The organism is Granulicella aggregans, from assembly GCF_025685565.1.
GTDB lineage: Bacteria > Acidobacteriota > Terriglobia > Terriglobales > Acidobacteriaceae > Edaphobacter > Edaphobacter aggregans_B.
In genome coordinates, this window is the sequence record NZ_JAGSYE010000003.1 from 259,676 (window position 1) to 285,895 (window position 26,220).

The 26,220-nt window shown below is 59.3% G+C and carries 24 protein-coding genes; 10 read left to right on the plus strand and 14 right to left on the minus strand.

The window, feature by feature from the left end; translation table 11 throughout:
• Positions 1-93 precede the first annotated feature (93 nt).
• Complete coding sequence (locus OHL18_RS16450; RefSeq protein ID WP_263375966.1) at positions 94-552, plus strand: VOC family protein; 459 nt, start codon at positions 94-96, stop codon at positions 550-552.
• A gap of 107 nt (positions 553-659) precedes the next feature.
• Here the strand turns inward: OHL18_RS16450 and OHL18_RS16455 are convergent, their stop codons facing one another.
• The 6 genes from OHL18_RS16455 to lnt form a co-directional block, all read right to left on the minus strand.
• The gene (locus tag OHL18_RS16455) at positions 660-2,771 is read right to left on the minus strand and encodes a protein-disulfide reductase DsbD family protein (protein ID WP_263375967.1); all 2,112 of its coding nucleotides are present in this window, start codon (positions 2,769-2,771) and stop codon (positions 660-662) included.
• A 207-nt stretch (positions 2,772-2,978) separates the two neighbouring features.
• Entirely contained in the window at positions 2,979-3,377 is a 399-nt protein-coding gene (locus OHL18_RS16460) for a CoA-binding protein (protein ID WP_263375968.1), read from the minus strand.
• 106 nt (positions 3,378-3,483) lie between these two features.
• Positions 3,484-3,981, minus strand: a complete 498-nt coding sequence (locus OHL18_RS16465; RefSeq protein ID WP_263375969.1) for a DinB family protein — start codon at positions 3,979-3,981, stop codon at positions 3,484-3,486.
• 65 nt (positions 3,982-4,046) lie between these two features.
• The gene (locus tag OHL18_RS16470) at positions 4,047-4,793 is read right to left on the minus strand and encodes a class I SAM-dependent methyltransferase (RefSeq protein WP_263375970.1); all 747 of its coding nucleotides are present in this window, start codon (positions 4,791-4,793) and stop codon (positions 4,047-4,049) included.
• A 128-nt stretch (positions 4,794-4,921) separates the two neighbouring features.
• Positions 4,922-6,056, minus strand: a protein-coding gene (gene prfB / locus OHL18_RS16475; protein WP_263375971.1) for a peptide chain release factor 2 whose coding sequence is annotated in 2 segments (ribosomal slippage) — positions 4,922-5,986 and positions 5,988-6,056 — 1,134 coding nt in all. Because the reading frame shifts where the segments join, the coding sequence is not laid out codon by codon here.
• Between the two features lie 257 nt (positions 6,057-6,313).
• On the minus strand, positions 6,314-8,020 hold the full coding sequence (gene lnt / locus OHL18_RS16480; RefSeq protein WP_263375972.1) for an apolipoprotein N-acyltransferase: 1,707 nt from the start codon (positions 8,018-8,020) through the stop codon (positions 6,314-6,316).
• Positions 8,021-8,070: 50 nt separating this feature from the next.
• On the opposite strand from lnt, the gene OHL18_RS16485 reads away from it, so the two are divergent.
• The 3 genes from OHL18_RS16485 (at position 8,071) to OHL18_RS16495 (ending at position 11,151) form a co-directional block, all read left to right on the plus strand.
• On the plus strand, positions 8,071-8,202 hold the full coding sequence (locus tag OHL18_RS16485; protein ID WP_263375973.1) for a hypothetical protein: 132 nt from the start codon (positions 8,071-8,073) through the stop codon (positions 8,200-8,202).
• Positions 8,203-8,279: 77 nt separating this feature from the next.
• Positions 8,280-10,727: an APC family permease gene (locus OHL18_RS16490; RefSeq protein ID WP_263375974.1), complete on the plus strand. Its 2,448-nt coding sequence runs from the start codon at positions 8,280-8,282 to the stop codon at positions 10,725-10,727.
• 136 nt (positions 10,728-10,863) lie between these two features.
• Positions 10,864-11,151: a hypothetical protein gene (locus tag OHL18_RS16495; protein ID WP_263375975.1), complete on the plus strand. Its 288-nt coding sequence runs from the start codon at positions 10,864-10,866 to the stop codon at positions 11,149-11,151.
• A gap of 126 nt (positions 11,152-11,277) precedes the next feature.
• Here OHL18_RS16495 and OHL18_RS16500 read toward each other — a convergent pair whose 3' ends face one another.
• Both OHL18_RS16500 and OHL18_RS16505 read right to left on the minus strand, forming a co-directional pair.
• The gene (locus OHL18_RS16500; RefSeq protein ID WP_263375976.1) at positions 11,278-11,913 is read right to left on the minus strand and encodes a methyltransferase domain-containing protein; all 636 of its coding nucleotides are present in this window, start codon (positions 11,911-11,913) and stop codon (positions 11,278-11,280) included.
• A 67-nt stretch (positions 11,914-11,980) separates the two neighbouring features.
• Positions 11,981-12,382 (minus strand): bactofilin family protein, encoded by a 402-nt coding sequence (locus OHL18_RS16505; protein ID WP_263375977.1) that lies wholly within the window; start codon positions 12,380-12,382, stop codon positions 11,981-11,983.
• 180 nt (positions 12,383-12,562) lie between these two features.
• Between OHL18_RS16505 and OHL18_RS16510 the strand changes: the two genes are divergently transcribed.
• Entirely contained in the window at positions 12,563-13,405 is an 843-nt protein-coding gene (locus tag OHL18_RS16510) for a hypothetical protein (protein WP_263375978.1), read from the plus strand.
• 236 nt (positions 13,406-13,641) lie between these two features.
• On the opposite strand, the gene menC is transcribed toward OHL18_RS16510, so the two are convergent.
• The 3 genes from menC to mazG form a co-directional block, all read right to left on the minus strand.
• The gene (menC, locus tag OHL18_RS16515) at positions 13,642-14,775 is read right to left on the minus strand and encodes an o-succinylbenzoate synthase (protein WP_263376567.1); all 1,134 of its coding nucleotides are present in this window, start codon (positions 14,773-14,775) and stop codon (positions 13,642-13,644) included.
• Between the two features lie 107 nt (positions 14,776-14,882).
• On the minus strand, positions 14,883-15,665 hold the full coding sequence (locus OHL18_RS16520; RefSeq protein WP_263375979.1) for a GNAT family N-acetyltransferase: 783 nt from the start codon (positions 15,663-15,665) through the stop codon (positions 14,883-14,885).
• A gap of 144 nt (positions 15,666-15,809) precedes the next feature.
• Positions 15,810-16,688: a nucleoside triphosphate pyrophosphohydrolase gene (mazG, locus tag OHL18_RS16525; RefSeq protein WP_263375980.1), complete on the minus strand. Its 879-nt coding sequence runs from the start codon at positions 16,686-16,688 to the stop codon at positions 15,810-15,812.
• A gap of 285 nt (positions 16,689-16,973) precedes the next feature.
• Between mazG and OHL18_RS16530 the strand changes: the two genes are divergently transcribed.
• Positions 16,974-17,189 carry a DUF3311 domain-containing protein gene (locus OHL18_RS16530; RefSeq protein WP_263375981.1) on the plus strand — a complete coding sequence of 72 codons (216 nt, stop codon included), beginning with the start codon at positions 16,974-16,976 and terminating at the stop codon, positions 17,187-17,189.
• A gap of 154 nt (positions 17,190-17,343) precedes the next feature.
• Here the strand turns inward: OHL18_RS16530 and OHL18_RS16535 are convergent, their stop codons facing one another.
• Positions 17,344-18,123, minus strand: coding sequence for an OmpA family protein (locus OHL18_RS16535; RefSeq protein WP_317890508.1), 780 nt, complete (start codon positions 18,121-18,123; stop codon positions 17,344-17,346).
• A gap of 343 nt (positions 18,124-18,466) precedes the next feature.
• On the opposite strand from OHL18_RS16535, the gene uvrC reads away from it, so the two are divergent.
• On the plus strand, positions 18,467-20,590 hold the full coding sequence (gene uvrC, locus OHL18_RS16540) for an excinuclease ABC subunit UvrC (RefSeq protein WP_263375982.1): 2,124 nt from the start codon (positions 18,467-18,469) through the stop codon (positions 20,588-20,590).
• Between the two features lie 173 nt (positions 20,591-20,763).
• Here uvrC and OHL18_RS16545 read toward each other — a convergent pair whose 3' ends face one another.
• Complete coding sequence (locus OHL18_RS16545) at positions 20,764-20,904, minus strand: hypothetical protein (RefSeq protein ID WP_263375983.1); 141 nt, start codon at positions 20,902-20,904, stop codon at positions 20,764-20,766.
• Between the two features lie 17 nt (positions 20,905-20,921).
• Here OHL18_RS16545 and OHL18_RS16550 point away from each other — a divergent pair, with 17 nt between their 5' ends.
• Positions 20,922-22,529, plus strand: a complete 1,608-nt coding sequence (locus OHL18_RS16550) for an ArnT family glycosyltransferase (RefSeq protein ID WP_263375984.1) — start codon at positions 20,922-20,924, stop codon at positions 22,527-22,529.
• A gap of 194 nt (positions 22,530-22,723) precedes the next feature.
• Here OHL18_RS16550 and OHL18_RS16555 read toward each other — a convergent pair whose 3' ends face one another.
• Positions 22,724-22,957, minus strand: coding sequence for a BrnA antitoxin family protein (locus OHL18_RS16555; protein ID WP_263376569.1), 234 nt, complete (start codon positions 22,955-22,957; stop codon positions 22,724-22,726).
• A gap of 199 nt (positions 22,958-23,156) precedes the next feature.
• Between OHL18_RS16555 and OHL18_RS16560 the strand changes: the two genes are divergently transcribed.
• Positions 23,157-24,698, plus strand: a complete 1,542-nt coding sequence (locus OHL18_RS16560; RefSeq protein ID WP_263375985.1) for a Cdc6/Cdc18 family protein — start codon at positions 23,157-23,159, stop codon at positions 24,696-24,698.
• Between the two features lie 131 nt (positions 24,699-24,829).
• Positions 24,830-26,209, plus strand: a complete 1,380-nt coding sequence (locus OHL18_RS16565; protein ID WP_263375986.1) for an APC family permease — start codon at positions 24,830-24,832, stop codon at positions 26,207-26,209.
• The last annotated feature ends 11 nt before the right edge of the window (positions 26,210-26,220 follow it).

Below are 26,220 nucleotides of genomic sequence, written 5' to 3' on the forward strand. Positions count from 1 at the left end.
ACTCCCACAACCGCCCGAACCTTTCCGCCTCGGAAGCTCATCTTTAACTTCAACCGTTCGAAATCCGACGTATCCTGACCCAACAGAGGCGCCATGACCTATCCACCCCTGATCCCGTACCTCGTCGTCTCCGACGCCGCCGCAGCCATCGACTTCTACAAGTCCGCCTTCGATGCCATCGAGCTGACCCGTCACACCGCCGGGCCCACGCAGCAGATCTCCCACGCCCATCTGCTCATCAACGGCGGCAGCATCATGCTCTCTGACGACTTCTCGGGCATGATGGGCGGCAAGTCCATGGTCCCCGAAGCCCTCGGCGGCTCGCCCATCACCCTGCACCTCGTGCTCGAAGACGTCGACGCCTTCTGGGAGCGCGCCGTAGCCGCCGGTGCTCTGATCAAGATGGAACTCGCCGACCAGTTCTGGGGCGACCGCTACGGCCAGCTCGTCGATCCCTACGGCCACATCTGGTCGTTAGGTCAGACGAAGGCCCAGCTCAGCGACGAACAGATCAAGATCGCCTCCGACGCCTACTTCGAAGGTCGCGTATAAGCACCCACCCTTCGGGTGCCCCATCCATACAGTCTCATCGTATGGGTGGGACGTAAACCGCCCGCTTCACCGTCTTCTCCACCATGAAGACGGCGAAGCAGGACAGCCTACTTCACCGCATCCCTCTTGATCGCATCCAGCACAAGCCCCTTCTCCAGCAGCTCCGGCAACACATCCGGTGCTGCATCCTTCGCGCTTGGATAGATCACGTAGGTGGGCACCCCACTCCGCCCCAGCGAAGCCAGCTCCTTCGTAATCTCCGGGTCGTACTTTGTCCAGTCCGCCCTTAGCAGCACCACGTTGCGGTCGCTCAATTGCTTCTGAACATCCGCTGCATGAAGCACCAGCTTCTCGTTCACCTGGCAACTCAGACACCAGGCCGCCGTGAAGTCGATAAACACCGGCTTGCCATCCTTGCGCGCCGCATCGAGCGCCCCCTGCGAGTAAGGAGCCCACACCAGGTTCGTGTCCTTCGGCTGATACAGCGGGACAGCCAACGCAACCGCGATTAACGCGACAGCCGCAGCGAAACTTCCCCACTTCGCCGGCCACTTGCCCAGCACCCACCCTGCGACCGCCAGCACCAGGAAGCATCCCAGCAGCAGCGACAGCTTATAAACGCCCTCGCTCGGATCGGTTGCTCCGCCCGAGTTCAAGCTTCCGTAGACATAAGCCAGCCAGATTGCCGTCCCAAACAACGGCACCGCCGTCAACTGCTTCAATATCTCCATCCACGCGCCCGGACGTGGCAGAATCTTCGTCCACGCCGGCTGGAAGCTCAGCAGCAGATAGGGCATAGCCAGTCCCAGCGCCAGCGCCGTGAAGATCGCAAACGTGATCCACGCCGGCTGCACCAGCGCAAACCCAATCGCCGCTCCCATCAACGGCGCGGTGCAAGGTGTAGCCACCACCGTCGCCAGCACTCCCGTAAAGAAGCTTCCGGTATAGCCCTGCTTCTGAGCAAGCTCGCCACCGACGCTGGTCAGCGACAATCCAATGTCGAACATTCCCGCCAGCGACAGTGCAAAGAAAAAGATGAACGAAGCCAGCACCACGATGAACGCCGGCGACTGCAACTGGAATCCCCACCCCGCCTGGCTACCGCCCGCACGAAGAATCAGCAGCACGCCGACGATCGCCCAGAACGACACAAGAATCCCCAGCGTGTACACCAGCCCATGGCGGCGAAGCTCCTTCCGCTCCTCGCCCGACGACTGCACCAGCGCCAGCCCCTTCAAAAACAGCACCGGAAAGACGCATGGCATCAGGTTCAGAATGATCCCGCCAAAAAACGCCAGCCCAATCGCCCCCAGCGTCGTCACGCCCGAAGCCACAGCATGCTTGACCGGCGCAGGTGCTACCTCGCCCGGCACCACCGCCGAGGTGAACTCATAGCTCTCCGTGTCCGACAACTTCAGGAGCCCGTGCAGCTCCTTCGGCAGCTTCGCCTTCTCGTCTGCCCGCGCGATCCGCATCTGGAAGCCATCCGGCGTGGCCGTCACATCCTGGTCCGCCGCATTAGCAATCTCGTCGATATCGTACGGATAGAACTCAACATCATCCACATTCACGTTCGTAATCGACGAGCTCTTCAGCGTGATGGCGAGCAGCTTCTTCCCGCCCAGCACCGTCACCTGCGCATCCGCAGGCAGCGGCTTCGGCAACAGACTCAGAGCCTCACCAAGAGCGCCCGCAGGCGCAACCGGAGCACCCGCCGGCCCAACCATCAGCGTCAGCCCTAGATGCGCCTTGCCGGGAATGCAGACCTGCGCACACACCAACCAGTCGGTCAGCGCATCGACATGCACCTGGCCCGGCTTCATCTTTGGCGAGGCAGTAAAGGTAAATGGGAATGCCGCCGTGTCTTCGTATCCAAAGTCCATCAGGGGACCCAGCGGCAGACGGCTCGGCGCGGGAAACTGCAATGGCCCCACCGACAACCCCGGAGGCAGCGTCCACTTGATGTGCGGCGGCTCACCCGAGTCGCCAGCGTTCACCCAGTACACATGCCAATGCTGTTCCATGGTCAGCACCAGCCCGGCCTGCAGCGTGCTTCCGGGCGCAATCGTCGACCCAAGCGTCACAAGCTCCGCCGTCAGGTGCTGCGCCTTCACCGGCCCCGGCCCACCGTCGCCGACCGTCGTAAGCTGGGCTTGCGCCGAAGTCGCGATGGCACACATCGCGACTAACAAGATGGAGAGATACGTACGAATCTTCATGAACCCCAATTGTAGGCTGAACCAATGAATTTGTAGGACGAACAGATAAATCCAGATGCTGTAGTCATAGACCGTTTTGCATAAGAGCACGGCGTCAGCCGTGCCAACACAAGTCCAGCGGCAAAGACGGCTTTAGCCGCTGAGGTACGCTGATCGGTCGCCGCGCCAAACTTCTCAATCACGAGAAGAGAAACCTGGAACATCCGCTCATGACATCCGGCGATGCTCAACCATAATGCAATGATCCATAACTACGCGGATGCCGCTGGCCTCCGCCTTCTCGGCAGCTTCCACGTTTATGATTCCCAACTGCACCCAAAGGTTACAAAGTCCCAGGCTCTCCATCTCTTCCACAATGCGCGGAATCACCGCCGCACCCCGAAAGACATTCACCAGATCCGGCTTCTCCGGCAGGTCGCTCAGCGACTTATAACTCTTCTCGCCCAGCACCGTTTCGACCGAAGGATTCACCGGAACAATGCGATAACCATGCCGCTGCATGTACTCCGAGACATAGTGGCTAGGCTTCTCCGCATCGGCCGAAAGTCCCACCACGGCAATCGTCTTCGCCCCGAGCATCGCTCGAATTACTTCCGGCTCGTTCACTTCGACCTCTCACAATACTCGAAACCGTCATCTCGACCGAAGCATCGCGGCCTTATTGCGATGCGCAGCGGAGAGACCCCCGCATTGCGCTCTTGCCTTTAGACCTTTACGACTTCCAAATCCCCAACAACCGCCGCAACACCACCAGTTCCCCAAGATGATACGCATTGTGGTCCGCAATCAACATCGCCTCACGTAGCAGATTCTGCCCATCGCCCCACCGAAACGGCTTGTACAAATCCACGCCCGGCTTCTGCAATAGAGCCTCAAACTTCCGGCGGTCGCTCTCGATTGCCGCCAGCGTCTGATCCCACGACCCCGGGTAAGGCGGCTCCGAAGACTCCGGCCAATACGCCTTCGGCCACTCCATCGGCTGATACCCGCCCGTCGGCGGAGCACAGAACTCCAGGATGTCGCGCTGCGTGATCCGCAGATGCTCAATCAGTTGCCACGCCGAGTAGGGCAGCTTCTCCGGCACCACCCCACGCATCTCCTCTGGAAAGTCCTTCACCGCGCGTTCGAGATCGACATGCGCCTGCTTGCCCTCGATCAACGCCAGCAACTGCTTCACCAGCTCCGCATTCTCTCCGTCCGCCACAGCCATCGGTCCCTGCCTCCAATATCTTTGCCTTTTGGATGCGCAATGCAACCACAAGGAACTGAAAATCCTTAGGCAGCCGGCTTACGAGCCACCACCACAGTAAGCGGCGGAAACGTGGCCCACATACTTCCCCTCTTCTTTGCCACCTCAAAACCCGCCCCACGCAGGTACGCCCCATACTGCGAGGTCAACTTGTAGTCCGACAGAATCGCCTGTCCGCCGGGCTTCAGCACCCGCACAATCTCCGCCAGCGCCCTCTGCCTTGTCGGCTTGTCATAAATGTTGTGCAGACACAGATTCGACACAATCACGTCGAACGAACCATCCCCGAATGGCATCTCCTGCGCTCCGGCACTCACCAGCGTACAGCGATCAGCCACGCCCTCCAGCTCAATGTTCTTCTGCGTAGCTGCCATCGCGTTTCCGCCCATGTCCACCGTCGACCAGATGTCGATTCCAGTCGCGCGTCCTGCGCTGCCCACCCGCTTGGCCGCGCCGATCAGCAGCAGTCCGCGCCCACATCCCACATCGAGCACCTGTTCATCTCCGCGCCACGCATGAAACGCAAGCATGGAATCGCGATGGTGCATCTTCCCTACCTTCACATAGAGCAGGTAGAGAAATCCCTCCACCACGAGTGCCACCCCGGTCCAGAGAAACATGCTGTGGAGCGAGAGGATCACATTGCCTATATGGATCGGCGCATGAATCACTCCAGCGGCGAACAGGCACGCAGAGCCGAACAGAAAGAGATTGCGCAGCACCGCCGGTGCATCCACGCCATAGTCAGGTTTAGTCACTGCTGCAGTCGCCATCACGCCTCCACCCGGCAATCTCAAAAGCTTCCCGGTATGGAAGGAGTATCTGCCTCGCAGCCTCAGGAACAAAGAAGCATCTGTCACAATCGCTCGTGACAGATGTCACCAGGGTCTAGTGCAAAGATCTAGCCCAGATCGTCGTCATCCGCCGCTGCCGCCGGGAAGTTCCCCTCGCGCCGCATCCGCAGATACCCGCGAATAAACGGCTCCAGATACCCATCGAGCACACGGTCCACATCACCCACCTCGACCCGCGTCCTCAGGTCCTTCGCCATCCGGTAAGGCTGAAGCACGTAGCTCCGAATCTGCGATCCAAACCCGATATCCAGCTTCGAATCCTCAAGCTTCTTCGTGATCGCCTTCTTCTTATCCAGCTCGTACTCATACAGCCGCGAGCGCAGCATCTTCATCGCACGCTCTTTGTTCTTATGCTGCGACCGCTCATTCTGGCACCCCGCCACCAGCCCAGTCGGAATATGCGTAATCCGTACCGCGGAGTCGGTCGTATTCACATGCTGCCCGCCCTTGCCGCCAGAGCGATACGTATCGATCCGCAGGTCTTCCGTCTTGATGTCGATCACAATCGTATCGTCGATCTCAGGGGACACGAAGACCGACGCAAAGCTCGTATGCCGCCGCTTCGCTGAGTCGAACGGCGAGATCCGCACCAACCGGTGCACGCCCGTCTCTCCCGAGAGCAACCCAAACGCGAACTCGCCCGTGATCGTAAACGTCGCCGACTTGATGCCCGCCTCGTCGCCGTCCTGGATCTCGTTCAGCTCCGCCTTGAAGCCCTCGCGCTCCGCCCAGCGGATATACATCCGCATCAGCATCTCCGCCCAGTCCTGGCTCTCCGTCCCACCCGCGCCCGGATGCACGACGACGATGGCGTTCAGCGGATCGGTCTCGCCCGAGAGCATCGTCTTCGACTCCAGCTTCTCGGCAAACTCCACCAGCGCCGGAATCTCTCGAACCAGATCAGGCTCAGTGTCTTCGCCCTCTTTGGCAAGTTCGAAGTAGGCCTCGATATCGTCGCTACGCCGTTCCAGTTCCGCGTCATCGGCCAGCAGCGTCTCCAGCCGCTTTCGCTCCCGCATCAACGGCTGCGAACGCGCCGCATCCGCCCAAACGCTCGGATCGGATGTCTTCTCTTCGATTGTGGCGAGTTCACGCTTCAGGCGGGCAGAGTCAAAGATACTCCCGCAGCTCACGAACTTTATCGCGCACTGGGGAGTAGGAGTATTCGAGATCGCTAATCATCCCTCTAGTTTACGGCAATCTTGTGGTTTCCATTTCGCAGCCAATTGCCTGACATTGCTGGGTGAATGACACGTAACAATTCCCACGCCCTTGTCATACGCCCTTGTCATACGCCCTTGTCATCCGCCCTTGTCATCCGCCCTTGTCATCCTTCGCGCAGCGGAGGATCTGTTTCGGCTTTTGCATTGTTCTTACCTTTGCTTCTAGGTAAGCCAAGGCTTCAGCCTTGGCCCTGACGCCTGCCACAACCGCGGGCTTCAGCCCCTGGGGTATGCACTTTTATTCGTCGCTCCACTCACCAAACCCGCCGCCGCCATCACCACCACACACCCATACGCAAACAGATCTCCCCACCGCGTATAAAACGTCTCATCGTCCTCATACCCAAACGCCACATGGAGACTTGTCCTCACATGCCTCGGAGCCGCCGCCGTCACCCGTCCCGCAGGATCGATCGCAGCCGTCACGCCGGTATTCGTCGACCGCAGAATCCACCGGTGATTTTCAATCGCCCTCATCCGCACCATGTTCAGATGCTGCCACGCCGCGCCCGTATCTCCGTACCATCCATCGTCCGAGATATTCACCAGCACCTGCGCTCCGTTCTTCACAAACTGCCGTACCTCATCCCCGAAGATCGACTCATAGCAGACAAACGCCGCATAAGTGTGTCCGCCAATCTGATAGACCGTCCGCTGCGTCCCCCGGTCCATATCGCCCACTCCGGCAGTCAGCTTATGGGCAAATCCCAGTAGACTCTTGAACGGAATATATTCGCCAAACGGCACCAGGTGGATCTTGTCGTACCGCGAGATTCCCGCGTCGTTCGGCCGGAAGAATGCCGCTGAGTCATAGAGAAGATAAGGCCGCCCATTCGCCGGATCAGGATTCGGCGCGATTCCCAGGCTGCCGATAATCAGCAGCGACTTACTCGAATCCGCCAGCCGATGCATCGCTTCCAGAAACTCCGGTTCCGTCGTATAGAACTCCGAGGGAGCCTCCGGCCACACGATCAAATCCGTCTTCGGCGTCCACGTCTGCGTCTGGTCTTGGGCCTCGGGAACCTCTTGCGCGTCCATCCCTCCGCGGTGCAGGATCACCACCTCGGGCGTCCCGGCCATCTCCGGGATCCCTGCCAGAAACGTCGGCGAAGGATGCGTACTCAAGTGCGAAAACGACTCCAACTTCTGCCCGATACTTTCGGGCAGCCCCTTCTGCTCCGCCCCCACAGAAAGGTTCTCCTGCACCAGCGTCGCCGCTCCGGTTGGCGGACTTAGCTTCACCTCCGGCAAAGCATGGACCCCAACGACATAACCGACACATAGAGCCACCGCCGCAACAGCCAAAGCCGGCCGCATCATCCTGCGCCCCTGGACCTTCACTCGCAGCAGCCACAACGTATTCACCAGCGCAACCACAAACGAAAGCCCATAGACTCCAGTAACCGGAGCCAGCCTCGACAGCAGAGGGTTGTCCACCTGCGTCATCCCCAGCAGGTCCCACGGAAACGACGTAATCCTCGCCCGGGCCAGCTCGACCGCAACCCAGGCAAACGGCACCAGCAACAGCACAGCGTTCCGCCCGAATCCAGCCCGCCGCAACCCTCCCACCACCGCCCCAAACAGAGCATGGTAAAGCCCAAGGTACAGCGCAAAGAGGACCAAGATCCCCAGCGCCACCGGCTTCGGCAACCCGCCGTAGAGATACATTGTCTGGTAGATCCAGTAACAATTCCCCGCATACCAGATCACCCCGCTCAGGTAGCCGAGGAGCGCACTCTGCCACGGCGAAAGCCGCTCTCCACGCCGGTCGTCAGCCAGCAGCGCATACAACAGTGGCAATAACCCTATCCAGGCGAACGCAGTACGCCAAAGTGGGATTGGCCCAGCTATTGGAAAAGGCAGAATCTGGAGTAGACCGGAAAGCGCCGCAAGCGCCCAGCTTCGCATAGCAATGGATCGCATCGAGTTCTAACTTACCACCGGGAAATTGACTGGAGTTACAATCGGTGTACATGGATCCGCTTATCCACATCGTCTCGAAGATTCTCGTCCCGCTCTTTTTCTTCGGACTCCTGGGATCGGCCGTCGTTGTTCTCATCAGTTTCTTCGAAGATTTGACAGAACTGATCGGCGAAGAGGAATAGTCTTGAAGCTACCGATTCCTCGCAGAGTTTCTTTCGTATTCGGCGCGACAGCGCGTTTTACGGATCCCGCATAGTCCATGAAGACCAGCCCGCCAGCCCGGCAAAACTCCTCCCAAACTGTAAACCGCCCGCCCTCAGGCCGCATTCGCCTTGTCGTCGCATCCTCCGTGATGCTGACATTCATCTCCTTCTGGCGCGCCGCAGCCATCGTTCTCAACGACCTCGGCTCCTCCGCCTTCTACGCCGGTGGCATCGCCGAAGAGGCGGTCGGGAAGTCCGCTCCCTGGTTCATCCTCGGCGTCATGCTCTTCAGCTTCGCCGTCCGCGCCGTCTACGTCGAAAGCTGCAGCATGTTCACCCGCGGCGGCGTCTATCGCATCGTGAAGGAGGCCCTCGGCGGCACCTTCGCCAAGCTCAGCGTCTCCGCGCTGATGTTCGACTACATCCTCACCGGCCCTATCTCCGGTGTCTCCGCCGGCCAGTACATCGTCGGTCTTCTCAATGAGCTGCTGCGGCTTGGCTCCAATCACCATTGGATCCACGGTGCCTTCACCCACACCAGCGGCGTCGCTCGCCAACTCCCCGTGGACGGCACCTCCGCCGTCTTCGCGGGACTCGTCACCGTCTACTTCTGGTGGCAGAACATCAAGGGCATCGAAGAGTCGAGCGACAAGGCCCTCAAGGTCATGAAGATCACCACCGTCATGGTGGTCCTGCTTCTCTCCTGGGGCTTCTTCACCGTCCTGCGCACCGGAGCTCATCTACCTCCGCTACCTGTCCCGGCAAATCTGCACTTCTCAAACGACGCCCTCGGCTTCCTCAAGAACACCAGCTTCGCCAAGACCCTCGGCCTCTTCGGCGTCATCATGGCCTTCGGCCACTCCGTGCTTGCCATGAGCGGCGAAGAGTCCCTCGCCCAGGTCAACCGAGAGATCGAGCACCCCAAGCTCAAGAACCTCAAGCGTGCCGCCATCGTCATCGCCATCTATAGCTTCATCTTCACCGGCATCGGCTCGCTCCTTGCGGTCATGATTATCCCCGACGCCGTCCGCGTCTCGGTCTATCGCGACAACCTCATCGCCGGCATGGCGATGTTCATGGTTGGCCCGCTCGCTGCTCGCATCGCCTTCCGCATCTTCGTCGTCATCGTAGGCTTCCTCATCCTCGGCGGAGCGGTAAACACCGCCATCGTCGGCTCAACCGGCGTCCTCATGCGTGTCGCTGAAGACGGTGTCCTGTCCGACTGGTTCCGCAAGCCGCAGCACAAATTCGGCACCAGCTATCGCATCGTCAATCTCGTCGTCCTGCTGCAGCTCTTCACCATCCTCGTCACCCGCGGCAACGTCATCATGCTCGGCGAGGCCTACGCCTTCGGCGTCATCTGGAGCTTCACCTTCAACTCGCTCGCCATGCTGGTACTTCGCTTCAAATACCACGGCGAGCGTGGCTGGAAGGTTCCCGTAAATATCAAGGTGGGCAAGACCGAAATTCCGCTCGGACTTCTCTCCGTATTTCTGGTTCTTCTCACCACCGCAATCGTCAATCTGTTTACTAAATCGGTCGCGACCGTCAGCGGAGTCTTATTCGCCGCAACCTTCTTCGTCATCTTCTCGCTCTCCGAACGCGACAATAAGAGACGTCACGATGTCGCCACGCGGCAGATGAAGGAACACTTCCAGCTTGAGCACCGCGACGACATCGGCACCGAAGCTCTCGACATCCGCCCCGGTGCAGTCATCGTCTCCATGCGCGACGCCGGTGCTCCTTTCGCTCTCAAGTGGGCGCTATCCCGCACGAATACCGACGAGCAGGATCTAGTCGTTTTAGCTGCGCGCATGATGGGCGCAGGCGGCCCGGATTATCTGAGCCCTGACGATCAGCTCTTTAGCGAACACGAGCAGATGCTCTTCACCAAGGCCGTCTCCGTCGCCGAAAGCTTTGGCAAACATATCTCGCTCCTCGTCGTTCCCGCCGGAGATATCTTCGCGGCGCTCGTCCAGACCGCGAAGTCGCTCGAAGCGGGTGCCGTGGTCTGCGGGCTCTCTTCTAAGCTGACCGCGCAGGAACAGGCCTATCACACAGGGCAGGCGTGGGAGCAACTCCCCGAGCCCAAGCGGCAGTTCACCTTTTACGTCGTCAAGCCCGAAGGCGAGGCTATCAGCTTCCACATTGGCCCACACGCTCCAGCCATTGAACAGCGCGAAGTCCAGTTGGTCCATCGTCTCTGGCTAAGCTTGCGTAAGTCGCCTGAGATGCATGACCTGCATCACAGCGATGTCATGACCTATGCGTTAAGCCGCATGGCCAGAGAGTTTTCGCGCGACCGTGAAGGCACGCTTCGCGACCTTCGTCGATCGATTGAGGAACATAGCAGGTTCCAGCGGCTTGGGGATGTACGCTTCGAGATATTCGACAACCACGATAAGGATTTGATCAAAGCGCCCAGCGAAACTGAAGAAGCCATCGAAGAGAGCGACGTGGATGGCTTTGAAGCGGATGCGATTATTCCCGTATCGAAAGAATAATCCGTGTACTTCTTAGCACCTTTTCCACTTGACAATTGCAAACCTAACTATATTTCTGTATCTTCTTTCAAAGAAGTCGCGATACTTAGCTCTTTGCTGGATAACTTGCGAGACGCGATTTTTTAGGAGGCGTCAAGTGGATGTAAGTCTGATTCTTGCGGAAATTGATTCTCAGATCGCGAAGCTGCAGCAGGCACGCGATATCATCTCTGGAACATCATCGGCTCCCGCACCAGTAAAGACCGGGGCGAAGCGTGGGCGGCCGAAGGGCAGCAAGAACGCCACCACAAAGATCGTTGCAACAGCGCCGCTCAAGGCGACTGCCAAGACGACGAAGCGCAAGCTAAGCCCTGAAGGGCGCAAGGCCATCGCCGACGCCATGAAGAAGCGTTGGGCTGAGCGCAAGAAACTCGCATCAAAATAACTTTCCCCATAAAAGTATCCGGCCCGCAAATCAGGCCGTTACCCACACAGCGCGATCGAGAAAAAAGGCGCCCGGATCTCTCCAGGTGCCTTTCCGCTTTAACGCCGTACATCGCTACGTCACTACTTAACGAGTCGCCAGCACTTCGCTCAAATTATCTTTCGCCAGAAAAAATCGATATCCGCTGAACGCATGCAGCAGCTTTTCAATCTGCCGATTGTTATACACATGCAGGATAGGATGGGCCCCGGTGCGCTGAATATCGATCGCATCGGTCGGTGTCAGGTGATAACGCGAGAATCTCACCTCGCCCGCATTCACTTTGGAGTGAAAGAACCCCAGCAGCACACCGCCCGGCAGCATGACCTCATGGATTCGATCGATCACCGGCGCAAGCAGCGGCGCAGGCAGATAATCCGCGGTATCCCAGAACGTGACCACATCGAACATCCGCCCCGCAAAGTCCAGGTTGGACTTCACGAACCGCTCCACATCGAAGTGCTTCGCTTCGCTATCCTCGCCAGCGACCATGTATTCAGGCTTCGCCGCTTCGTCAACAAGGTTCGCCATGTAGATGCTGTGGCCAAGGCTCGTAATGTAATTGATGTTGATCGCCGAAGTAGGCCCGATATCGAGGATCCGCAGTCCTTCATTCGTCGCAAGATGCTTCTGCAACTGCGCCCATCCGCTCGACTTGCGCGACTCTCGAGCGGCTTCCTCGCGTTCGCTGGTGGAACCGTGATTGCCAAAGAAATTCAGCATGGGGATCTGTCCACAGTCTAGAGCCGCACACGCCGCTGGTCTAGTAGCACTCTAGTGCCAGACCCGGCTAGACCTTCCCTTCGCCGAACAAGGGCGCGTCCGTCACGGCAGGCGCCTTCGCCGCAGCTCCACCAGGAGTGGCCGTTCCCACATCCACGCGCCCACGAATCGAAGCCTTCTCTTCGATCGACAGGCGCGAAGTCAGAATATCGCCCGTGACCTCGGCGGTCTGCCTCAGGTCCACTCGCCCCGATGCCTTGATGTTCCCTTCGACTCGTCCGTACACCACGATGTCCCGAACCTCCAGGTCCGCGACGATATGCGCGTTTGGCCCCACTGTCAGCCGGTTTCCCGCCAGCGTCAGCGTTCCCTGCACCGACCCATCCAGGTAAAGATCTTCTCCGCCCGTAATCTCGCCGTGGATCGTTACCGAACGCCCAATCACCGTGGTCGCTTCTGCTGGCTTCATGCTTATGGAGTCTCCCTTGGCTTTCTCGTGTTAGCCCGAACTATACCCAAGCCATCCCCAACCTGCAAACCGCAACCTTGTTCGCTGCAAGAACGTCTTACCTCATGCGATCCTTGCATCATCGCTCAAAGGCGCTCGCCTATTCCCAAGAGGTGTCGTATCTCAACCCGAAACAAATCTATGCGCTTCGCCTCGCTCACCCTCTGCGTTGCAATGTCACCGCTTCTGCCGGCCCAGCACACTTCTTTCGTCTCCGCCCCCGCAAAGTCATGGGCAGTCGACGCCGCCGCCAAAGAGATCGACATCATCAACCACTCCGGCTCCTACATCCGCTATCGTCAGCGCGCCATCGACGACAAAGGCGACGAGCTCCGCGATGTCATCGAGTCAAAAGACGGCGCAGTAGCCCGCCTGATCATGCGCGACAATCGCCCGCTCACGCCCGAAGAGGACCAGGCAGAGCGCGACCGCCTCACCGCCCTGCTCGATCATCCCTCCGAGTACGCGCGTCACGTCAAGAACGAGAACAGCTCCAAGAAGATGGCCATCGACATGATCAAGATCATGCCGAATGCGATGATCTTCACCTATGCCCCGGACCAGACGCCCAGCCCCGAGAGCTCCGCGCCCCAGGTCGTCATCGACTACGCACCCGACCCCGCGTTCAATCCGCCCAACACCACCAGCGAAGCCCTTACCGGCCTTCGCGGCCGCATCTGGATCGACGCCAACGCAAAGACCATCGTCCACATGACCGGTGAAATCTTCCGGCCCGTAAACTTCGGCTGGGGCGTCCTTGCCCACATTTATCCGGGTGGCAAGCTCGACCTCGACCAGGCATCAGCCGCCGGCTCACGCTGGAACATGACCAGCTTCCATGAGGAAGTCACCGCACGCGCCCTCATGGTCAAAACCATCGCTGTCAAAAAGGAGTTCCACTCGCTGGACTTCCAGTCCATGCCCGGCCCCATAAGCTACCAGGACGCCATCCACCTTCTGCTCAACACACCTCTGCCAAGGTAGCGGAGGAAATACTAGCTCTTGATATCTCCGATATCTGCGACTAGTCATGGGAACAAAGCGGTCTTGCCTAAGCGCACGGCTTCAACCGTGCCCGTAAGACTTCCGTTCGTTTCGCGGCTTTAGCCGCTGAGGTACGCTTCTGAGCAAGCGACAAAGCTAACGGCATCGCGAACCACCCTCGCGTCTGCGCGCTGATTTAGCTACTAACTTCGCTTCCTTCAGTATCGCGACAACGCCTACACCAACTCCCGCGCCCGAGCCTTCATCGTCTCCCGTCGCACAGTCAGCTTTTCTATCCGGTCCCGTCGCACCTCAAAGCCCATCCCTGCCACCTGCGGGACCACAATCTCACCCGCGCTGCTTACCGTCACCTCGGGCTCGATGATGTCCTCCGACCAATACCGCTTCGATGCCGATACATCCCCGGGCAGCGTAAAGTTGGGCAGCGACGACAGCGCGATGTTATGCGCCCGCCCAATGCCCGTCTCCAGCATGCCGCCGCACCACACCGGCACGCCTCGCTCTGCCGCGACGTTATGAACCGCAATCGCCTCGCTGAAGCCGCCCACCCGCCCATTCTTGATGTTGATGATCCGGCACGACTCCATATCGATCGCAGCCAGCGCATCCCGGCGATTGCGGATTGACTCGTCTAAACAGATTGAGGTGTCCAGCCGCTTCTGCAGCATCGAGTGAAAATAAAAGTCGTCGTACCACATCGGCTGCTCGATCATCAGCAGGTTGAACGCGTCCCACTCGATGATGTGGTCGAAGTCCTTCATCCGGTAAGCCGAGTTCGCATCGCAGCTCAGCGTAATGTCAGGCCAGCGGTTCCGCACCGCCTCAAACATCTTCGTATCGTGCCCCGGCTTGCACTTCAGCTTGATCCGCTGATACCCCGCCGCAAGCTCCGTCTCAATCTTCTCCATCAGCTTCGGCAGCGAGCTCTGTAATCCGATCGACACGCCGCATGGAATCACCTCGCGAACGCCTCCCAACAGGAAACCCAGGCTCACACCGTTCCGCTGCGATTCCAGGTCCCACACCGCGTTCTCAATGGCCGCCTTGGCCATGCGGTGCCCGCGCACCTGCCCAAAGATGTGCGGACAGTTCCCTCCACCGCGGAGTTTCTCTCCCGCATTCAACAGGCTCGGAACCAATTCGCCTGTCATCACTCCCCAGGCCGTGTCGACGGTCTCGTCGGAGAAGTAAGGGTGCTCGCCCGCGACACACTCGCCCCAGGCCGTGAGTCCCTCAGACTCGATCTCGACCAGTAGGATGCGGCGCGCGTCGGTCACGCCGAAGCTCGTCTCAAACGGATGCGCTAGTGGAAGGTTGATCTCGCGAAGGTGAATGGCATCGATCGTGATCGTCGACATAGTTCCTGTCCTGTTGTTTTCGTGGGGTGAACTGCTTCGGGGAGCGGCAAGCGGCGGCAACAGCTTCGAGATCGACTCAGGTGCGAACTCCATCTATCCTATCGGACATCCACGCCCAGAGTTGTGGACTTTTCCAAATTCCCCAGCAAAAACACGCCGTTCCCCTCGGCATCGCGCTCGTACCCGACAATCGCTAATCCCGTGGCAAACGCGTCCTGCAGGGCGATGCGGTTCGCCGTCTGCACCGCCTCCGCGCGCGGTCGCAGCTCAGCCGCAGCCTTCCATTCGGCAACTTGCTTCGGGACGACCACTCGCTCCAGCGGCTCAACCGTAGCCGCTTCACCACTTAGAACGTTCTCCACCCGCTCCGACCGCAGCCACCACTCCGCATACAGCCGATCGGTCGGCAGCCCGCCCTGCAGCACAGAAGTCGACGCCCCATAAAAATTCGCCTCATACCGCCGCGAGATCGCCCCCAGCTTCGCGATGTTCAGATACGCATTCTTCGTCTCCAGCGGATCGTAAGTCCACTCCATCCTCTCGATACCTCTGGCGATCGCGTCATCCCTCTGCGCCAGCTTCAGTCGGCGTCCAAGCCCCGCGTTGCGATACTCCGGCAGCACCGCCAGCATGTGCGAGTGCAGATAAGCCGTCCCCTCGCGATAAGCCGGCAGCGCCATCGCGAATCCGATCATCTTCCCATCGCCAGCGAATGCACCCACCACCTGGCCGCCGATCTTCATCGCCAGCAGAAACATCCTCCGCGGCACGATATCGCTATCTTCATACCCCCAAACAGCACCCTGGATATCGACGCACTGTTGAAACTCCTCCAGCCCCGCCGCCATTCGGATCAAGACATCGCCGTTCGGACCTTCCATCGGACTCTCTTACCCCTATTCTAGAAAATCGTCATCTCGACCGGAGCCGCGCAGCCTTATCGCGCGGCGCAGTGGAGAGACCCCCGCATTTTGTCTTTCATTCTTGGCATGATTTCCAGGCTGTCCTTGGGCCCCATACCCTTGTCATCCTTCGACGAAGTCGGAGGATCCGCTTTCTTCTCCATTACCGATCCCTATCGTCTGCGAAGGAGCCCCTTGCCTCTTTGCCTTCACCCAAAACGCTTCCAGCTCCACCGCACTCTTCCCACGCAGCCCGTCCTCTCCCGCCTCCGCTTCCATCCCCGCAAATCGCCGCCGAAACTTCGCATTCGCCCCACGCAGCGCCGCATCCGGATCGACCTTCAAATGCCGCGCCAAATTCACTGCCGTAAACAGGAGATCGCCAAGCTCCGCTTCCATTAACTCGCGCGAGCCGGTTGCAACCTCAGCCTTCAACTCTTCAATCTCTTCATCGAGCTTCTCGAACAACTCTGTCGCCCGCCCATCCGCGTTCGGCCAGTCGAAGCCCACCTTAGCCGCTTTCGACCCCAGCTTTCCCGCCTCCAGCAGCGGCGGCATAGCGCGAGGCACCTCATCCAGCAGCGAAGCTGCTTTCATTCCAGCCGCCTTCTTCTCCTCCAGCTTGATCTGTTCCCAGTTCCGCAGCACCGCATCCGCGTCGGTCGCCGTGACACCTCCCCCCGTCTCTCGGGAAAAGATATGCGGATGTCGCCGGATCAACTTCGCGTTCAGGTTCGCCGCAACATCATGGATATCGAAGTACCCAGCCTCCGCTGCCATCTGCGAATAAAACAGCACCTGCAGCAACAGATCGCCCAGTTCATCTTTCAAATCCGGCCATGCCCGGCGCTCGATCGCGTCGAAGACCTCGTAGGTCTCCTCCAGCGTATGCCGCTTAATGCTGTCGAAGGTCTGCTCACGGTCCCAAGGACACCCATCCGGCCCCCGCAGACGCGCCATGATCGCAACAGCTTCAGCAAACGCATCTTCTCTTTCTTCCATCGCCCCCAAGCAGCAAGCCCTCCCCAGCTACGAAAAGCCTACAGCATCTTCACCACCCATCCCGACCCGCTGCCGTATCACTCGCCTCCACGGCCGTCATTCTGAGCGAAGCGAAGAATCCCCGCATTTATAGTTGTCAGTTTTCAGTAAACCTCCGTCATCCTGAGCGAAGCTTCTTGCAGCCTCACCGCAAGAAGAGCACTCGAAGGACCCCGAGCGATCCCACATCACCCAAACCCCTGAAACCTTTCAGCCACAAGAATCCCATGCCACAATAAAACAGCGATGCCCCCGACCACCCAATCCGGAACGCCCCGCGCCTGGAAGTTTCTTCTACTCCTACCCTATTTAGGCCTCTGCTTCCCTCAGCTCTACACCCGCTCCATCCCAGCGCTCTTCGGCTTCCCATTCTTCTACTGGTACCAATTCCTTTGGGTCATCCTCACCTCAGCCATCCTGGCCGTCTACTACCTCCTCACCCGCCGCAGCACTACACCCTGAACCATACCGTTAAAGAGGCTAACGGAACCCTATACAAGCGGTTCCGTCGCGGTGGGAGGGAAAGCGGATCCGGAGGTTTCCCGATTCGCCCCGTAAGCGGGTTGGTCGTGCGGAGGTAAGGCGAGGTTTGGTAATGCAGCTTGTTGGCGGCGTTTTATTGCCCACCGCTCGGAACTGTAGAACTTGACGGCTGAGATTGCTGGCCCATATTGCTCATCAACTTCACTTCAACTCTGCGATTCTTAGCGCGCCCCGTAGCTGTCTTATCGGATGCAACCTGCTGATCTTTACCAATGCCGATCAGATAAAACTTGTGCGGAGGAACGTTGTATTGAGTCGCTAAGTAATTAACTACAGCATCCGCGCGGCGTTGGCTGAGCTGATAGTTGTATTGAGCGTCCCCAGTAGAGTCAGTTCCGCCCGTAACTTCCAGCAAATAGCCCTTTGTGCTATTCAAATTGGCCGCAAAGTCATCCAACTGCTTCTTATCCGCCGCCGTAAGCACAGCCTTGTCGAAGGCGAACGTGACACTCACATCCGAGACCGGTTTGTAGTTATCCAGGTTCGCAACCACGCCGCTCAGAGTGTCCACGCGGTTGTAAGCATCCTGCGCATTCTGTCCAGCGGCGTTCGCGGCTTCGCCAGCAGCATTGGCGTGCTGATTCGCTGCGTCCGCCGAAGCCTGTGCGCCAGCGATTCCCTTTTGGGCCCGGTCATCCGTGTCGCCAATCGCCCGGTGGTCCGCCGCCGTCTTTGCATCCAGCTCGTTCGTCTGCTGAACCAGAGGGCCAGTCTGTGCCTTCACGTAGTTCTTCGAAGCGCATCCGGTCACGCCTAAGCCCATCGCCAGAACTCCGGCGGCAAAGATCCCCGCCGTATACATCGTGCGCGATGCTGACTGCACCCGCACCCTACCAGAAGCGTAAGTTTTCATAGTCGTTCTCCACGTTCGGTATTACTTCTCTTTAGATGCAAACCTCCATCCGTCGTTGGCTAGATCAACTAAGCCGCTTCTAATCAGACCTTTGCCAATCTTTCGCAAAATCCCCCAACTTCCGCCCCAACATCGCAAAGCATTTTTTCCCCACAAACCAGTCAATTTTTCCCAACAACTTTTTCCGAGCGACAAATCCCTCACCCACCGGCCTGATCCACGCGAAGGTGAAACAGAAGCCCGCTATCCTCCGCAAACCCGCCTTTCCCTTATCCCTTCTCCCTCGCCGCCTACACCCTGCACCCTACCCCCTGTCTTCCATCTACACTTGAATCAGCCCCAAATGGATCTCCTTGCCAAAATCCGCACAATCCCCACCCTCCCCGGCTGCTACCTCTACAAGAACGCCGAAGGCGAGGTCATCTACGTCGGCAAGGCCAAGAACCTTCGCGCGCGCGTCCGCTCCTACTTCCTCGAAGCGAACCAGATGAACGCCAAGACCGGCTCGCTGATGCGCGAGGCCGTCGACGTCGAATACATCACCGTAGACAACGAGCGCGAGGCCCTCGCCCTCGAAAACAACCTCATCAAGCAGCGCAAGCCACGCTTCAACATCCTGCTGCGCGACGACAAGACCTACCCCTACATCAAGCTCACCCTCAACGAGCGCTTCCCCAAAGTCTTCGTCACCCGACGCCTGCGCAAGGACGGCAGCGCCTACTTCGGGCCTTACTTCCCTGGCAACCTCGCCTACAGGCTGGTCGACCTCATCCACCGCAGCTTCCTCATCCCCAGCTGCAAGATCGACCTGAACCGCTACCACCCCCGCGCCTGCCTGCAGTTCTACATCAAGCGCTGCCTCGGCCCCTGCGTCGAAGGCTTCGTCACCCCCGAGGCCTACAAAGAGACCGTCCGCGACGTCCAGCTCTTCCTCGAAGGCCGCACCGAAGAGCTCGAGCGCAAACTCACCTCCCGCATGTCCGCCGCCGCCGAAGCCGAGCACTTCGAACTGGCCGCCCGCCTCCGCGACCAGGTCGTCACCGTCCACCAGATGCAGGACAAGCAGCGCATCGCCACCGCCGACAACGAAGACGCCGACGTCTTCGGCTTCCACTTCGAGAACCAGATGCTCGCCGTCAACCTCTTCCACATGCGTGGCGGCAAGATCGTCGACCGCCGCGAGTTCTTCTGGGAAGACCTCCCCGAGATGAACGCCTTCTTCGGCGAATCCCTCAACGAAGACCCCGACGCCGATAGTTCTACAGACGAAACCCAACATCAACTCCGTCATCCTGAGCGGAGTTCGTCGCGCTCTTTGCGACGAACGGAGTCGAAGGACCCCGATACCCTCTCCCAGCCTGAGCCGCTCGAATCTTTCTCCCAGGAAAGCCAGTCCTCTCAAGCAGAACCCAACCCCACCCAGTCCGCCCCCGAGATCACCGAAGCCCCCCCCATCCTCCAGCACACCCCCATCGAAGAACCCGGCCAATCCTTCAGCCCCTCCGCCTTCTTCTCCGCTCTGCTCAAGCAGCTCTACCTCGATCAGTCCTACATCCCCCGCTCTATCCTTCTCCCGGTCGACTTCCCCGACCGCGCAATCCTGACCGATGTCCTCTCCGAGAAAGTCGGCCACCGTATCGAGATCGCCGCCCCCCGCCGCGGCGACAAACGCTCCTTAGTCGACCTGGTCGGCCAGAACGCCCGCCAATCCTACGACCAGCGCTTCCGCGTCCTACAACCCAACCAGAAGGCCATCCAGCAAGCCCTGCAAGACGCGCTGACCCTCGAAGAGTTGCCGAAAAGAATCGAGTGCTTCGACATCTCCCACATCCAGGGTGCCGAAACCGTCGCTTCCATGGTGGTCTGGGAAGACGGCACAATGAAGAAGTCTGACTACCGCAAGTTCCAGGTCAAGACCGTCTCCGGCGTCGACGACTTCGCCTCCATGCGCGAGATCATCCACCGCCGCTACAAGCGCCTCCTCGACGACAAAAAAGACTTTCCCTCCCTGATCCTCATCGACGGCGGCCTAGGCCAACTCCACGCCGCCGCCGACGCCCTCGCCGAGATCGGCGTCACCCTCCAACCCCTCGCCTCCATCGCCAAGAAGGAAGAGATCATCTACGTCTACGGCCAGGAGAACGACCCCGTAGTCCTCGACCGCCGCAGCCCCGTCCTCCACTTAGTCCAGAAGATCCGCGACGAATCCCACCGCTTCGCCGTCACCTACCACCGCAAGCGCCGCCAGATCCGCGACCGCGAGACCGAACTCGACGCCATCCCCGGCGTAGGCCCCCGCACCCGCCAACGGCTCGTCCAGCACTTCGGCAGCGTCCGCGGCATCAAGCAGGCGACCCACGACGCCCTGACCGCCGTAGTCTCCCCCTCCATCGCCACCAAGATCAAATCCCACTTCGCCGAAGAAGCTCCCACCGAAGTCCTGGCCACCCTGGTTCAAATCTCCTAGCCACAAAACCGGGTGCCGGGTGCCCCATATCTGGCGGCCTCATCGCCAGATGTGGGATCCAAGCCACAGACTCTGTGCCCCATTCATTCGTAGCCTCATCGCGAATGAGTGGTCCCGCCTCACCCATTCATCGAGAATCGAAAGCACCGATACTCCCCGAACTTTTCCTGCCTTCATCCCGTATCCTCCTGCACATGGCCACCACAGTCGTCCGTCCCGCCGACCCCACTCTCCGCGCCGCCGGGTGCCCCATATCTGGCGGCCTCATCGCCAGATGTGGGATCAAGCTCGAGCCGAACTTTTCCTGCCTTCATCCCGTATCCTCCTGCACATGGCCACCACAGTCGTCCGTCCCGCCGACCCCACCCTCCACGCCGCCCTGCGTCTGGCCCTCCTCTTCGCCGCCATCAAACTCGTCCTCCACGTGGCCGCCAACCTGTGGGAGGCCCACATCGGCTACGGCTACTTCCGCGACGAGTTCTACTACATCGCCTGCGGCCGCCATCTCGACTTCGGCTACGTCGACCACGGCCCCATCGTCGCCCTCCAGGCCCGCGCCTCGGAGCTCCTCTTCGGCCGGTCACTAGCCGGTCTGCGTTTCCTCTCCGCCCTCGCCGGAGCTGCCCGCATCTTCCTCACCGGCATCCTCGCCTGGGCCCTCGGAGGCCGCCGGCCCGCGCAAGGCCTCGCCATGCTCGGCGTCCTGCTCGTCCCCCAGTACCTCGGCACCGACAGCTTCCTCTCCATGAACTCCTGCGAGTCCATGTTCTGGATGACCTGCCTCCTCGCCCTCATCCTGCTCCTCAAAAACGAAGCCGACGCCAACTCCCAAAAACTCTGGCTCCTCTTCGGCATCTCCGGCGGCATCGGCGTCCTCAACAAGCCCTCGATGACCTTCTTCCTCATCGCCCTCCTGATCGCCCTCATCCTCACCCCGCAGCGCCGCATCCTCTTCACCAAGTGGGCCGCCATCGGCACCGCCGTCCTGATCCTGATCGCCCTGCCCAACCTTCTCTGGCAGATCCACAATCACTGGCCCACGCTCGAGTTCCTCCGCAACGGTCAGCTCGGCAACAAGAGCATCAAGCTCTCACCCATAGCCTTCACCCTCAAGCAAATCCTCAACATGGGCCCGCTGCTGGCCTTCATCTGGGTGGCTGGATTAGTCCGCCTTCTTCGCAGGAAAGAAGACCGCTGGCTAGGCATCACCTTCGTCCTCTTCTTCGCAATCATGATGCTCGAGCACGCCAAGGACTACTACGTCTCGCCCGTCTACCCCATCCTCTTTGCCGCTGGCGGCATCGCCTGGGAGGCACAGTTCGCCGCGCGTAAATGGGTGAGACAAGACCGCGCCATCGCCTTCCCCATCTACGCGACGATCCTGGTCCTCGGAGCGATCTTCATCCTCCCGCTCGCCCTCCCGCTCATGCCGCCGGCGCAGTGGCTCGCCTACACCCACGCCACCGGCCTCGACCACATCACCACCAACTCCGAGACCAACTCCAGCGGCCCGCTCCCACAGTTCTTCGCCGACCGCTTCGGCTGGCAGGAGGAGGTCGACCAGATCCAGCGCGTCTACGACTCGCTCCCACCCGAGCAGCAGAAGATCACCGGCATCGTCGCCGAAAACTACGGCGAAGCCGGAGCCGTCGACTTCCTCGGCCACAATCTCCCGCCCGCTCTCTCCGGCCAGAACAACTACTTCCTCTGGGGCCCGCACGGCTACAACGGCGACTCCATGATCGTCGTCGAGCACACCACGCGCGAACACCTTCTCAACTTCTGCGACCACGTCGAGGTCGTCGGCCACACCGGCACGACCTACTCCATGCCCTTCGAACACAAGACGATCTTCCTCTGCACTGGCCGCAAGCTCGACGCCGACGGCCACAGGTTCAGCCTGCTCGAACAATGGCCGTCCAAGAAGGATTTTTTCTGATTCCTTCGTGATCCATTCTAGGCTCCGTCATCCTGAGCGAAGCGAAGGATCCCGAGGGTGTCCGCGCTACCCATGCGGCTCGAACCATCCTGCCCGCACAGCCCGAGCCCTGTGCCCCATCCATCGCGCCCGGGTGCCCCATCCATGGCTCGCACTTGGCCATGGGTGGGACATTCGTGCAAAGCACGAACCCCTTACTTCTGAGCATCCACATAAGCCCTGAGCACCGCGTTCATCCGAGTCAGGTGGCCCTTCCCGTTCGCCCTGAACCACTCCACCACATCGCTGTCCAGACGAAGATGCACCGACGTCTTCCCACGCAGCATCACCACCCGAGCCTTGCTCCAGAACTCCGCGCCAAGCGACTCCGCCTCCGGAGCCTTCGCACTCGTCTTATCCGCGCGCTCGCCCTCAGCCTCTTGAGCTATCTAAAGCGGCCAGATCAGCTATGGGTTTTTTCGAGAGTGCGCACCGCGCACGCTCTGAGTGGAGGGTTGCATCCCAAGAGCAGTCGTGCCGGAGTGAGAGGTCGCCAGATTTTGTAGAGACTACCCAACGCTGTTTCTCTTTTGGAGCCTAGAATAGGAAGAATCTTCAACAAAGCACTTCCGTGACCGGAGGATCGACTTGTCTGCCCCTATTGCGAATTTGCGAAAGTTAATCCAGGAAAACTCCCGAATTCAGAAGGGAGCATCGATTCAAATCGACTATGTCGACGTGACTCACGCTCTCGCTGACGCCACGACAAAGCAGAATCACGTTGTGTTTGGACGGCGCGGATGCGGTAAGAGCCTGCTACTGGAGAAGGTGCGTAAGGGCACCGATGAGAAAATCCGTGCAATCTATATCAACTGCGAAGATTACAAGCATCACTCGTTCCCTAACGTATTAGTCGAGATTCTAGACGCCGTCTTTACCGAGATTGAGACACATCTTGGAGGATGGTTTGGGAAGAAGAAAAAGCTGAAAACTCTGGTTGGCGAACTGAGAGGCGAGCTCTCTACTCTCCGCGCCAAGGAAGATGAGATAACAAAAAAAGTCAAAAGCAAAGCGGAAGTCGAGAATAAAAAGTCCATTGGGGCAAAGGGCGGCGTTCCCCACCTTCAGGCAGATCTCGGCCTATCCAGCACACAAAAGAAATCGATTGAAGCGGAATATGAGACCTTTGACGATAAGATCCGCGAACTCAACCAGATCCTTCCACGTTTGAAGAGGATTATTGAACAGTTTTTTGTATTGTCCCAAAAGGTAGAAGTCATCTTCGTGGAACTGGATGATTTTTATCAGCTGAGGCGCCCAATACAGCCTTATGTCGCAGATTATGTTCACCGTCTATGCAAAGATGTTCCACTTTTCTTCAAAATCGGTACCCTTCGTCATGCAAGTTCTTTATATGCTGATCGTCACCAACAGCCGATTGGAGCTCAGGAACGTCACGACTATCAGCCTATAAATATTGATTACACTCTGGCTGATTTCAAGAAGACCTCGGAGCAGATCCGCAAGATTCTGTACGAGTACGCTAACAAGGCAGGGATGAAGAAAAATGAAGCGGATGCGCTTTTCAAAGGAGAAGGATTCAACCGGTTAGTTCTGGCTTCGGGAGGGGTACCACGCGATTTTCTCTCTCTGCTGCTCGAAGCGCTATCGGAGAAACCGGCGGGTGATGAGCGAATCGGGAAGGACGACGTGAGAGTGCTCAGCCTCAGCACTTTTCAGCACAGAATTGAGGAACTAAAGGCTGATTCGGAAGAGAAAGACCACGACGTCCTCATACGCGGTATTTATGCAATCAGGAAGCTCTGCCTAGATAGAAAAAACAATGTGTTTCTTGTAGCCGATAGAACTCTTCAAGAACGCAGCGCAATAAGAGACCTGCTGAACCGCCTGGTTGACTACAGAATCATTCACCTCGTTGGCAATGCGTTGACGCATAAGTCGCAACCGGGCACATTCACAGCGTACATGATTGACATCGGAGCTTACGCCAATCTGCGTAAGCTGGCGAACAGATTCCGCGAAATCGATGTCACTGCTAGCAACTCGAAAGAACAATGCAGAAACGCACCTGTTTTAGACGGATTGACTCTTGAAGAGTTCTTCGCGGCCGCCCCGAGCAACGCGGAGGCACAACTGCTCAAAGAGACTGAGGATATTGACGAGGAATGAAATTAGCCATCTCACTGCAACCCGGATGAGCCTAATACCACTGGGGTGCCTGCTGCTGGTTTTAGGTCCGTCCCGATGAACGTTTTGAATTACCACGCTCCACCCCCTGTGCTACCCTCCACACAACCCACATGCCCCAGCCACCCTCCACCCACGAGCTCCCGCGCGTCCTCAACGCCTCCCACGCCACCTCCATCGTGGTCGGCATCATCATCGGCAGCGGCATCTTCCTCGTCCCCCGAGAGATGATGGCCGCCGTCGGCTCCTCCGGCATGGTCTACGCCGTCTGGATCGTCGGCGGCCTGCTCTCGCTCTTCGGTGCCATGACCTACGCCGAGATCGCCGCCGCCCGCCCGCTCTACGGCGGCGAGTACGCCTTCATTAAAGCCGCATACGGCGACCTCATGGGCTTCCTCTATATGTGGTCGTGGATCTCGATCGGCAAGCCCGCCTCGCTGGCCACCATCGTCGCCGGGCTCACCCGCGTGCTCGGGTCGTTCGAAGTCTTCAGCTTCTTCTCGCAGCCCGCCTTTCGAATCGGGGAGGCCGGCCCTCTGCTGTGGAGCCAGGTCGTCGGCATCGGCGTCGTCTGGGCCATCACCCTGCTCAACATCCTCAGCACGCGCGAGTCCGCCAACGTCCAGCTCGTCCTGACATGGCTGAAAGGTTTGCTGATCGTCGTCATCGCCGGATTCTGCTTCTTCGCTGCCGGCAACCACGGCGGTTGGCACAACTTCGCGACCTCCTTCACCGGCGCGAAAGGCGGCCTCACCGGCTTCATGGTCGCGCTGATCGCCGCTCTGTGGGCCTACGACGGCTGGTCCGACGTGACCCAGATGGCCGGCGAGGTCAAGAATCCGCAGCGGTCGATGCCCCTGGCGCTGGTGGGTGGAATCGCCATCGTCGGCGCGCTCTACATGCTGACCAACGCGGCGATCCAGTACGTCCTTCCCGCCACCGCGATCGCTCTCGCCGATCGCCCGACGGTCGACGCGATGCGCCTCGTCGCCGGTCATTGGGGAGCGGCGCTGGTCACCATCGGCATGTCGGTCAGCATGGCCGCGACCTTCGTCGGGTCGTCCCTATCAGGAGCGAGGGTCACCTTCGCCGCCGCCCGCGACGGCCTCTTCTTCGAAGGCCTCGCCCACGTGAACCGGCGCTTCAAGACGCCCGACACGTCGCTCATCCTTCAAGCGACGCTGACCTCGCTGTTGCTGCTGTTCATTGGGAGATTCCAGGCGCTCTTCTCGCTCGCCATCTTCGCGATGTGGCTCTTCTACGGCCTGACCGTCTCGACGGTCTTCGTCTTCCGCCGCCGCGACGACCCGGCCACCCGCCCCTTCAGCATGATCGGTTACCCGATCCTGCCCGCGATCTTCATCCTCGCGGCCATCGGCATCGCTGTCTTCTCCATCTACAACGACCCGCGCAACTCGCTGGTCGGGTTGGCGATCATCCTCTGCGGCATCCCGATCCACTATCTGCTGAAGCGCCGAGTCTCACAAACATAGACTCCGCCTTA